We start from the raw sequence: 11,135 nt of genomic DNA, 5'->3' as shown, positions 1-11,135 counted from the left end.
GTGGCGGGACCGCGGCGGCGGGGCTGCGTTGGCGGGGCAACCGGTTCATCGTGCCGGCCGGGTCCGCCGGGCCGGCCGCACCGGCCTGTCGCACTTGGTCGGCCGCGTCTGGCCAACCGCGCCTAGCTGGCCGCACGTGGCCGGCTGCACCTGGCCACCCGCACCTAGCCACCCACGCCTAGCCGGCCGCACCTAGCCGGCCGCACCTAGCCGGCCGCACCAAATTCCTTCATCGCGGGGATGAAGTCGTGGTTGATCTCCTGCTTGCGTGACAGCTTGGCGAGCACGTACCGCTGGAACGGGTCGAGTTCGGCCCAGCGCGCGGCGCTCGGCGCGGCGAGGCCCGCCAGTTTCGCCTGACGCTCGACGCTATCGGGCACGCTGTCCGTGTTGCGCCACGCCGGCGCTTCCTCCGGCGTGAACCACTCCGGCTCGACATTCGCGTGAGTGCGCAGCATCTCGAACAGCGCGTGATCGAAATTAGGCTCGATCTCGGCGTCCTCCGCAACCGGAAAACGCGCGAGGAGCTTGCGGTCCTCCAGCGGCAGCATCTGCCATTGCGCGAGTGAAATGCGCAGCCCGAAACGATCCAGATTGAAGCGAACCGACATCGGGATATAAGTGAAATTCTCCGACGACTCCACCTCGAAGTCGAACAGCAGCGGTGCTTCGTTCAGTCCCATGACAGTGTCCTCGTGAATGATGGGCAAACGCACAAGCCCGGCTTGAGGTATTTTAGAAGCTTATTCGTGCGTCGGCGGCGCAACAAGCCGCACAGGCGCGGCATCAATGGAGTCAATCAGCTTGGACGAACTGCAAACAGGCCAGCCCGGCGCGGTAGAGCGCGAGGTGCACCGCCATCGCGGCGCGGCGGTGGAAACGGTCATCGACCACATCGGTCAGGAGTGGCCGGTCGCGCTCGTTTTCAACGGCATTTCGCATGCAGTGATGATGTGCACGCCCTGCGATCTGGAAGCGTTCGCGGTGGGCTTTGCAATTTCGGAAGGGATTGTCGAGCGCGGCAGCGACATACAGGACATCGAGGTCGAGCTGCATGACAACGGCGACTTGCCGCACGCGGAAGTCCACCTGCAGGTCGTGCAGCAGGCGTTCGTCGCGCTGAAGGAAAAGCGCCGCGCATTGGCGGGCCGCACCGGCTGCGGCGTGTGCGGCATAGAGAGCATCGATCTGCTGGATCTGCAGCCCGAGCGCGTGCCCGACACCGGCTTTCTGCAACGGCTCGCGCCCGACGCGATTGCGCGCGCGGCCCGCGAACTGCCCGCGCACCAGGCGTTGACCCGCCTGACCGGCGGCCTGCATGCCGCCGCATGGTGCGATGCGGCCGGCGCGATCCGCTACGCGTTCGAAGACGTCGGCCGCCACAATGCGCTCGACAAGCTGATCGGCCAGCTCGTGCTCGATCGAGTGGACACCAGGGAGGGCTTCGTGTTCCTGTCGAGCCGCGCGAGCTACGAACTGGTGCGCAAAGCCGCGCGCGTCGACGTGCCGATGGTCGCCACCATCTCGGCGCCGTCGTCCCTGGCCATTGCGATCGCGCGCAAGGCGGGAGTGCGGCTCGTCAGCTTCTGCCGCGAAACGAGCTACGTCGACTACGACACCGCGCAACCTTGAGCCGCCCCGCGCGGGCTGAGCGCTTCGACGCACCGCCCGCGGCCCGAGCGCTTGGCGCACCGCGCTTCGTCCAGTCCACGCCGCGCGCTTCGCTCAGTCGAATTGCCGGAAGTCCGGTTTGCGCTTTTCAAAGAACGCCTTGAATGCCTCGCGCGCCTCGGGCGCAACCAGCATCTTGCCGAAGTGCACCGCTTCCTCCGCCATCTGCGTTTGCAGTTCTTCCCGGCTTGCGCGCTTCATCAGGCTCTTTGTCGCACGTAACGACGAGGCCGGCAGAGCGGCGAGCTTCGCAGCTTGCGATGCCGCGAACGCGTCCACTTCCGCAGCCGGCAGCACGCGGTTCACGAAGCCCATGCGTAGCGCTTCGGCGGCGTCAAACGCCTCGCCGAGCAGCAGCTTTTCGGCCGCTGCCTGATAACCGGCGACGCGTTGCAAAAGCAGGCTCGACGCCGCTTCGGGGCACAGCCCGAGTTGCGCGAACGGCAGCGAAAAGCTCGCAGAATCGGCGGCATACACCAGATCGCAATGCAGCAGCAGCGTCGTGCCGATGCCCACGGCTGGCCCTGCGACCGACGCCACCACCGGCTTTTCCGCCGAACTGATCGCGCGCAGGAACTGAAATACGGGCGCATTTTCGCCCATTGGCGGAGACTTCATGAAGTCTTCGAGATCGTTGCCCGCGCTGAAGATCTTCGCGCTGCCGCGAATCAGGATTGCGCGCACGGAGGCGTCGTCTTGCGCCCCGACCAGCGTGTCGGCCATGGTTTGATACATCGCGGCCGTGATCGCGTTTTTCTTGTCCGGCCGGTTAAAGGCAAGAGTCAGCACACCGTTGGCCCGCTCGACCAGAATATCCGTCGTCATTGTCGTCTCCTTGAATCTGCTGCGGGAATTCGCCGCATAAATCTGCGGCATGAATCTGCGGTACAAACCGCTGCGCAGAACTGCTGCTCGAAAATGCGAAAACGGTTCGCAAGCGTCGAGCCTGCGAACCGTTTCTGGCGCATCAATTTGTTGGCGCCGCGCGGCTTGGCGCCGGAACCGAGGCCGGCCGTATCACAGCCGCTCGATAATGCCCGCCGCGCCCATGCCGGTGCCCACGCACATTGTCACCATGCCGTACTTGTAATTGCGGCGGCGCAGGCCGTGCACGACCGTCGACGCGCGAATGGCGCCCGTCGCGCCCAGCGGATGACCCAGCGCAATCGCGCCGCCGAGCGGGTTGATCTTCGACGGATCGAGGCCGAGGTCCTGGATCACGGCGAGCGATTGCGCGGCGAACGCTTCGTTCAACTCGATCCAGTCGAGGTCGTCCTGCTTGAGGCCCGCTGCCTTCAGCGCCGCCGGAATCGCTTCCTTCGGTCCGATGCCCATGATTTCGGGCGGCACGCCGCGCACCGCGAAGCTCACGAAGCGCGCAAGCGGCGTCAGGTTGAACTGCTTCAGGACCTTTTCCGACACGACGATCAGCGCGCCCGCGCCGTCCGACGTCTGCGAGCTGTTGCCGGCCGTCACCGAACCCTTGTTCGCGAACACCGTGCGCAGTTTAGCGAGGCCCTCGAGCGACGTGTCGGCGCGCGGGCCTTCGTCCAGCGAAACTTCGCGCGTGTACACGCGCACTTCACCGGTGGCCAGATCCGGAAAGCGCTCTGTGACCGTGTACGCGGCGATCTCGTCGTTGAATTCGCCCGCTTGCTGTGCGGCGATTGCACGGCGATGCGACTCGACCGAGAACGCGTCTTGCGCTTCGCGGCTGATTTTCCAGCGCTCGGCGACTTTCTCGGCGGTCAGGCCCATGCCGTATGCAATGCCGATGTCTTCATTGCGATCGAAGATATGCGGCGACAGCGACGGCTTGTTGCCCATCATCGGCACCATGCTCATCGACTCGCAGCCGCCCGCGATCAGCGCGTCCGATTCGCCGACGCGGATGCGATCCGCGGCCATGGCGAGCGCGGTCAGGCCCGACGCGCAGAAGCGGTTCACCGTGACGCCGCCCACCGATTGCGGCAGGCCGGCCAGCAGCGCGCCCATGCGCGCGACGTTCAGCCCCTGCTCCGCCTCGGGAATCGCGCAACCCACTATCGCGTCTTCAATCACCTTGGTGTCGAGGCCCGGCACCTGCTCCACCGCGGATCTGATCGCGTGCACCAGCAGTTCGTCGGGACGGGTGTTCTTGAACACGCCGCGCGGCGCCTTGCCGATAGGCGTGCGGCTCGCAGCGACGATGTAGGCGTCTTGCAATTGCTTGCTCATTTGTTTCTCCAGAATGTCCGCTCGTCGCTGTTAGTTCCGCACCGGCTTGCCGGTTTGCAGCATGCCCATGATCCGTTCCTGCGTCTTCTGCGTGCCGAGCAGATCGACAAACGCGCGGCGCTCCAGTTGCAGCAGCCATTCTTCGTCGACCAGACTGCCCGCTTCCACGTCGCCGCCGCACACAGCTTCGGCGATACGGCTCGCAATCAGGAAATCGTGCTCGCTGATGAAGCGGCCGTCGCGCATGTTCACGAGCGAAGCCTTGATCGTGGAGATCGCCGAACGTCCAGCCACCGGCACTTGCGTCACGCGCAGCGGCGGACGGTAACCCCCGCCGGCCAGCGCACGCGCTTCTTTCTTGGCGACGTCGAGCAGTTCAAAGACGTTGAAGACGATCGTGTCCGACGGCTTCAGGTAGCCCATTGCGCGGGCGTCGAGCGCGGACGCCGAAACCTTCGCCATGGCCGCGTTTTCGAACGACTTCTGCACGAACTTGAGCAGGTCGTTGGTCGCGCCGACTTGCGTTGCGGCTTCGGCCGCGCGCAGCGCGGCTTCCTTCAGACCGCCGCCCGCGGGCACGAGGCCCACGCCCACTTCGACAAGGCCGATATAGCTTTCGATATGCGCGACCCGCTTCGCGCTATGCAGCAGCAGTTCGCAGCCGCCGCCGAGTGCGATTCCCGACACCGCCGACACCACCGGCACGCTCGCATACTTCACGCGCAGCATGCCCTGCTGGAATTTCTTCACGAATGGCTCGATGCCCTTGGCGCCGCCCATCATGAACGCAGGCATCGCTTCTTCGAGGTTCGCGCCCGCCGAGAAAGGCCCGCCCGGCGTGCCGAGTTTGAGCGAGGTTGGCTGCCAGACGACGAGGCCCTTGTAGTCCTTCTCCGCGAGTTCGATTGCCTGCACGAGGCCGTCGATCACCGACGGTCCGATCGTGTTCATCTTGCTCTTGAACGACACGATCAACACGTCGTTTTCACCGGCACGGTCGTCAACCCATGCGCGCACGGCGTCGGTCTCGAACAGCGTCTTGCCGTAGGTCTTCGGGTCCGCCGACGTTTCGCCGACGAGCGGCGCACGGAACACCTGCCGCTCGTACACGCCGAGCGAGGAGCGCGGCACGAAGGTCTGCGAAGCCGGCGACCAGGAACCCTGATTGGTATGCACGCCGCCCGCTTCCGCGACCGGGCCTTCGAGCACCCACGACGGCAGCGGCACGTTCGCGAGCGCCTTGCCCGCGGCGATGTCTTCCTGCACCCACTCCGCGATCTGCTTCCAGCCCGCCGTCTGCCAGCCTTCGAACGGACCTTCGTTCCAGCCGAAGCCCCAGCGGATTGCCAGATCGACATCGCGCGCATTGTCGGCGATGGATTCCAGATGCACGCCGATGTAGTGGAACACGTCGCGGAAAATCGCCCACAGGAACTGCGCCTGCGGATGCTCCGATTCGCGCAGCAGCTTCAGGCGCTCCGCCGGCGGGCGCTTCAGAATGCGGCCAACCAGTTCGTCCGCCTTCGCACCGCCCTCCACGTATTCGCCCGTCTTCGGGTCGAGCACCTTGATCGCCTTGCCTTCCTTTCTGTAGAAGCCGCCGCCGGACTTCTGGCCGAGCGCGCCCTTCTTCACGAGTTCGGCCAGCACAGCCGGCGTTTCGTAGACCGGGAAGAACGGATCGTCCTTCAGGTTGTCCTGCATCGTCTTGATCACGTGCGCCATCGTGTCGAGACCGACCACGTCCGCGGTGCGGAACGTGGCTGACTTCGCGCGGCCAAGGCGCGCGCCGGTCAGGTCGTCCACTTCGTCAAAACGCAGGCCGAACTTCGCGGCTTCGGTCATGACGGCGAGGATCGAGAAAATGCCGACGCGATTCGCGATGAAGTTCGGCGTGTCCTTCGCGCGCACCACGCCCTTGCCGACCACGCTCGTTAGGAACGTTTCGAGTTGATCGAGGATTTCCGGGCGCGTGGCCGTGGTCGGAATCAGTTCGACCAGGTGCATGTAGCGCGGCGGATTGAAGAAGTGCACGCCGCAAAAGCGCGCTTTGAGATCGTCCGCAAAACCTTGCGAGAGTTCGGTAATGGACAGACCCGAGGTGTTGGTCGCGAAGATCGCGTTCGGCGCGATATGCGGGGAGACCTTCTTGTACAGGTCGTGTTTCCAGTCCATGCGCTCGGCAATCGCTTCGATCACCAGGTCGCATTCGGCGAGCTTGTCGATGTCGTCGTCGTAATTCGCGGGCTGGATGTACTGCGCGTCGTCCTTCACGCCGAACGGCGCCGGCGACAGCTTCTTCAGATTGTCGATCGCCTTGAGCGCGATGGCGTTCTTCGGACCTTCCTTGGCGGGCAGGTCGAACAGCAGCACGGGCACCTTGGCGTTGATCAGGTGCGCGGCGATCTGCGCGCCCATCACGCCGGCGCCGAGCACGGCGACCTTGCGAATGATCAGATTGCTCACGTCGTTCCTCCGGGGAGTTATGCGGTGTCGCGAATGCTCCGACTGACTCGCGATGAATAGGGCTTGCACAGGCGCCGCGCTGTGTGTCGAGGCGCGGCGCTTTGCGTGAGATGAGTTAGAACAGCGCTTCTTCGACGTCCATCAGCGGCTTGGAACCGACGCGCGCCTGACGGATCGTCATGGCCGTTTCCGGCAGCAGCTTCGCGAAGTAAAAGCGCGCGGTGGCGAGCTTCGCCTTATAGAACGGATCGCCCGACGCTTCCTTGTCCAGCGCGATACGCGCCATGCGCGCCCAGAAGTAGGAGAACACCAGATGCCCGACCGTGCGCAGATACGGCACGGCGGCGGCACCGACTTCGTCCGGGTTCTGCATGGCCTTCATGCCGATTTCCATCGTGAGCTTCTGCACCTTTTCGCCGATGTCGGCGAGCGGGTTCACAAACTCCTGCATCTCCGGCTTGATGCCTTCAGCTTCGACGAACTCGGTGACGAGCTTGCCGAACTTCTTCATCTTCGCGCCCATGTCGCCGAGAATCTTGCGGCCGAGCAGGTCGAGCGCCTGAATCGCGTTGGTGCCTTCGTAGATCATGTTGATGCGCGCGTCGCGCACGTACTGCTCCATGCCCCACTCGGCGATAAAGCCGTGGCCGCCGTAAATCTGCATGGCGTGATTGGTGCCTTCAAACGCGTTGTCCGACAGGAACGCTTTGAGGATCGGCGTGAGCAGTGCGACGAGGTCGGCGGCTTCCTTGCGCACGGCTTCGTCGGCGTGCGAGAGCTCCTTGTCGATATGCAGCGCGGACCAGTACGAGAATGCGCGCGCACCTTCGGCATAGGCCTTTTGCGTGAGCAGCATGCGGCGCACGTCCGGATGCACGATGATCGGGTCGGCGGCTTTGTCCGGCGCCTTGGGACCGGTCAGCGAACGCATCTGCAAGCGCTCTTTCGCATACGTGAGCGAGTTCTGATAGGCGACTTCGGTGAGACCGAGGCTCTGCATACCGACGCCGAGGCGCGCGGCGTTCATCATCACGAACATTGCGTTGAGGCCTTTGTTCGGCTCGCCGACCATCCAGCCCTTCGCGTTGTCGAGATTGATCACACAGGTCGCATTGCCGTGAATGCCCATCTTGTGTTCGATGGAACCGCACTTCACGCCGTTGCGCTCGCCGGGCTCGCCTGCATCGTTCGGAATGAACTTCGGCACGATGAAAAGCGAGATGCCCTTGGTACCCTTGGGCGCATCAGGCAGACGCGCGAGCACGAGGTGCACGATGTTCTCCGCGAGGTCATGCTCGCCGCTGGAAATGAAAATCTTCGTGCCGCTGATCGAATAGGAACCGTCGCTGTTCGGCTCGGCCCTGGTGCGCAGAATGCCGAGGTCGGTGCCGCAATGCGGCTCGGTCAGACACATGGTGCCGGTCCACACGCCGGACACCAGCTTCGGCAGATAACGCTGCTGCAGCTCCGGCGTGCCGTGCGCGTGCAGGCATTCATAGGCGCCGTGCGAGAGGCCCGGATACATCGTCCACGCCTGGTTCGCCGAGTTCAGCATCTCGTAGAGCGCGTTGTTCACGAAGGCGGGCAGCCCCTGGCCACCGAACTGCGGATCGCAACCGAGCGCTGGCCAACCGGCTTCAACATACTGTTGATAGGCTTCCTTGAAACCCTTCGGCGTGGTCACCACGCCGTCGCCGACGTATGTGCAGCCTTCCTGGTCACCGCTGTGATTCAGCGGAAACAGGACTTCGGAGCAGAACTTGCCGGCCTCTTCGAGCACGGCGTTGATCGTCTCTGCGTCGAGATCCGCGTGCTTGGGCATCTGCTTGATCTCGGCCTCGACGTTGAGCAGCTCGTGCAACACGAATTGCATGTCGCGCAGCGGCGCGGCGTACTGTCCCATGACTCTCTCCAAAGTTTTGAACAAGAAGCGAGGCCATTAGCGCGACCGCTGATGCGGATTTTGTCTGTCGCTCGAGCGCTGCTTGCGCTTTGCCGCTCATCCCGCCGGTCTTTGCAGATCCGGCGGCTTCGGCTAACGGCCTTCGCTTTGATACGAAACAATCAGTTTTTCCAGCGCGGCCCACGTGAGACGCACGGCATCCGGCAAATGCAGAAAGCGCGCGTCGTGATGCAGACCGAGCGTGAAGCTGTACAGTTCGAACAGCATCAGCTGCGGGTCGGTGTCCGCACGCAGATGCCCTTCGTCCATTGCCTGCGAAATGGCGCGAGTGAGCGCGGCCCGCCACATCGTCACGCTCGACACCAGTTGCTCGCGCACCGGGTTGTCCGCACGGTCGTCGTACTCGACGGCTCCGCTGATGTAGATGCACCCGGTGGTGACTTCCTGAATGCGCTTTTCGATCCAGCGGGAAATCATCGCGCGCAGGCGCGGCAATCCGCGAGGCTCGCGCAGGCTCGGGAAAAATACCTCGTCTTCGAAACGACGGTGGTACTCACGCACGACTTCCACCTGCAAATCTTCGCGCGACCCGAAGTGCGCAAACACGCCGCTCTTGCTCATTTGCATGCGCTCGGCCAGGAGGCCGATAGTCAGACCCTCGAGCCCGTCGCGGCTTGCAAGATCAAGTGCTGCATCGAGAATTGCGGCTCGCGTTTGTTCGCCTTTTCGCATAGCTTTTACCGTTCTAATGTGACCGAATCAAAAATCGAACGGCCGTACTATTATTGAGTGGCGCCGTCCGCGAAACAAGGACTTTATTAGAAACCGGTTTCTAACCTGGTTTCAATTTTGGGGCATGTGGCCATCAGACGAATCGGATTTTTTAGAGGACTTCGCCTTCCTTGGGTCATCCTTGCGTCGCTGCTTGCGTCACTCCTTGCGTCGCCGCTTGCGTCACTGCTTGCGCGGACGAAACCTTCATTGGCTCTGCCGATGCATCGTGACCCGACGCCCCGCGCAATCTAGTCGTAGCCGCCCACCGTCAAAAGCTTCATGGCGAGCCGGTAGGTCGTGTAGGCCAGCCAGTTGAGCAGGCGCTCACCCGCCGGGCGGGCGTCGTAGTGGGCTTGGTCAATGCGCCGGGCGTCCTTGAAGGCCGCCAGCAGCGCCTCGCGGAGCGCGTCGATGGACGGGTCGTTCACCAGCACCACGTTCGCTTCGTTGTTCAGCATCAGGCTGAGCGCGTCGAGATTGGACGAGCCCACGGTTGCCCAATTGGAGTCCACGACGGCAACCTTGCCGTGCAGCAGGGTTTTCTCGTACTCGGCGATCTGCACGCCGGCTCTGAGCAACGCGCGATAGAGGAAGGGCACGGCATAGTCGAGCGCCTTGAACTCCTTGCGCCCGATAATCAGCTTAACCAGCACGCCGCGCCTTGCCGCGTAGACGAGCGCGCGGCGCAGTTTCCGGCCAGGCATGAAGTACGGATTCGCCAGCAGCACCTCGCTGCGCGCCTGGCCGATTGCGGTCAGATACGCTTTTTCGATTGCACGGCGATTGATCAGGTTGTCGCGAGCGACGAACGCAACGCATGGCTCGCCGCCCGCCCACAGTTCTTCGTTGCGGCGGCGCCTGCGCCGGCGCAGGCTGCCAAGCGAGGCCGTGGTTTTCGGCGTGAGATCCGGCTCGAGCTGGTCGATTGGCCGATGCCCAACGCGAATCCGCCGCCATTGCACTTCGAAGGCCTGGCGCACGTCGTTGACCACGGGCCCCTGCAATTCGACGGCGAAGTCCCAGCGCCGGAATGGCAGCGTCTCGCCGTTGTTCTCGTAATCGTCGACGATATTGATGCCGCCGCAATACGCGAACTGGTCGTCGATCACGGCCAGCTTGCGATGCGTGCGCGAGAATCCGAAGCGCCCGAAAATATGCGGGTTGTAGATGCGATGCTCGATGCCCGTGCCGGCCCACTCGTCGAACATCGGCAGGCGCGCGGTGCCCACGCCGTCGGTGATCACGCGCACGCGCACGCCGCGGGCCGCCGCGCGCAGGAGCGCTGCGTTCACCATCTGCCCGGCTTCGTCGTAACAGAAAATATAGGTTTCGAGAACGACATCGCGCGCGGCCGCATCCACGCGCTCGACTAGCGCGACGAAGAACTCGTCGCCGGAGCGCAGCAGCTTGACCTCGTTGCCGCTCGTGAAGCGGTAGCGCTGCCAATAGCGGCGGCCGAGCAGCGATTGCCGCAGACGCGCGAAACGGCGTGCGCCGCCCACGCTCATCGGCGCGACTCCGAACGCATAAGCAATCTTTTCGGCAATTGCAGGATCGCATCCGCATTCGACGAAGAAAAACAACGCGCCGCCGCCTCTTCATACGGCAACCAGAGAAATGCCGTGTGCTCGCGCGGCGCGAGCGTGACTTCGAGCCGCTCGGGAACCTCGACGCTGAACCAGTGCTCGGTGTTGTGGATCACGCCTTCGGCGTAGCGATGCAGGAACTGCGGATAGATCTCGTACTCGATCGAGTACTGCCAGTCGAAAAGCGCGCTTCGCGGCACCAGCGCGCCGCCGATCACGATGCCGGTCTCTTCGGCCACCTCACGCATTGCCGTTTCTGCGAGCGGTTCGTCGATGCTGTCCTTTGAGCCGGTCACGGACTGCCAGAACCCCGGCATATCGGCGCGCTCGATCAACAGCACGTCGAGCGAGGGCGTATGAATCACGACGAGTACGGACTGCGGGATCTTCGGCGGTTTCGGCATGGCGTGAAAAGCAGGCGCAACGCTGGCGCAATGCATGTCGTGAATGGTCGAGGATTGGTCGAGACGTGTTGCATCGACTGTAACGCAAAAAACCAAAAAGGCGCGGGAGTTTCC

At 63.6% G+C, this 11,135-nt stretch carries 9 protein-coding genes; 1 reads left to right on the top strand and 8 read right to left on the bottom strand.

The window, feature by feature from the left end:
- Nucleotides 1–206: 206 nt before the first annotated feature.
- Nucleotides 207–683 (bottom strand): nitrate reductase associated protein, encoded by a 477-nt coding sequence (locus JNB89_RS12865; protein WP_013338027.1) that lies wholly within the window; start codon nucleotides 681–683, stop codon nucleotides 207–209.
- A gap of 106 nt (nucleotides 684–789) precedes the next feature.
- Between JNB89_RS12865 and fdhD the strand changes: the two genes are divergently transcribed.
- Nucleotides 790–1,632 carry a formate dehydrogenase accessory sulfurtransferase FdhD gene (fdhD, locus tag JNB89_RS12860; protein WP_223216737.1) on the top strand — a complete coding sequence of 281 codons (843 nt, stop codon included), beginning with the start codon at nucleotides 790–792 and terminating at the stop codon, nucleotides 1,630–1,632.
- Between the two features lie 93 nt (nucleotides 1,633–1,725).
- Here fdhD and JNB89_RS12855 read toward each other — a convergent pair whose 3' ends face one another.
- From JNB89_RS12855 to nudB, 7 genes are all read right to left on the bottom strand, one after another.
- Nucleotides 1,726–2,496, bottom strand: coding sequence for an enoyl-CoA hydratase (locus tag JNB89_RS12855; RefSeq protein ID WP_220362408.1), 771 nt, complete (start codon nucleotides 2,494–2,496; stop codon nucleotides 1,726–1,728).
- 192 nt (nucleotides 2,497–2,688) lie between these two features.
- Nucleotides 2,689–3,888, bottom strand: coding sequence for an acetyl-CoA C-acyltransferase (locus JNB89_RS12850; protein WP_220362407.1), 1,200 nt, complete (start codon nucleotides 3,886–3,888; stop codon nucleotides 2,689–2,691).
- A 30-nt stretch (nucleotides 3,889–3,918) separates the two neighbouring features.
- Nucleotides 3,919–6,354 carry a 3-hydroxyacyl-CoA dehydrogenase/enoyl-CoA hydratase family protein gene (locus tag JNB89_RS12845; RefSeq protein ID WP_220362406.1) on the bottom strand — a complete coding sequence of 812 codons (2,436 nt, stop codon included), beginning with the start codon at nucleotides 6,352–6,354 and terminating at the stop codon, nucleotides 3,919–3,921.
- A gap of 115 nt (nucleotides 6,355–6,469) precedes the next feature.
- The gene (locus JNB89_RS12840) at nucleotides 6,470–8,257 is read right to left on the bottom strand and encodes an acyl-CoA dehydrogenase C-terminal domain-containing protein (RefSeq protein WP_220362405.1); all 1,788 of its coding nucleotides are present in this window, start codon (nucleotides 8,255–8,257) and stop codon (nucleotides 6,470–6,472) included.
- Nucleotides 8,258–8,389: 132 nt separating this feature from the next.
- Nucleotides 8,390–8,989 carry a TetR/AcrR family transcriptional regulator gene (locus tag JNB89_RS12835; protein ID WP_013338021.1) on the bottom strand — a complete coding sequence of 200 codons (600 nt, stop codon included), beginning with the start codon at nucleotides 8,987–8,989 and terminating at the stop codon, nucleotides 8,390–8,392.
- A 290-nt stretch (nucleotides 8,990–9,279) separates the two neighbouring features.
- Nucleotides 9,280–10,539 carry a cardiolipin synthase ClsB gene (clsB, locus tag JNB89_RS12830; protein ID WP_220362404.1) on the bottom strand — a complete coding sequence of 420 codons (1,260 nt, stop codon included), beginning with the start codon at nucleotides 10,537–10,539 and terminating at the stop codon, nucleotides 9,280–9,282.
- Nucleotides 10,536–11,021: a dihydroneopterin triphosphate diphosphatase gene (nudB, locus tag JNB89_RS12825; protein WP_135894186.1), complete on the bottom strand. Its 486-nt coding sequence runs from the start codon at nucleotides 11,019–11,021 to the stop codon at nucleotides 10,536–10,538. Before nudB ends, clsB begins: the two co-directional genes overlap by 4 nt.
- Between the last annotated feature and the right edge of the window lie 114 nt (nucleotides 11,022–11,135).

Source organism: Paraburkholderia phenoliruptrix (assembly GCF_019511605.1).
GTDB lineage: Bacteria > Pseudomonadota > Gammaproteobacteria > Burkholderiales > Burkholderiaceae > Paraburkholderia > Paraburkholderia phenoliruptrix_A.
This window is presented reverse-complemented; position numbering and strand designations above follow the sequence as displayed.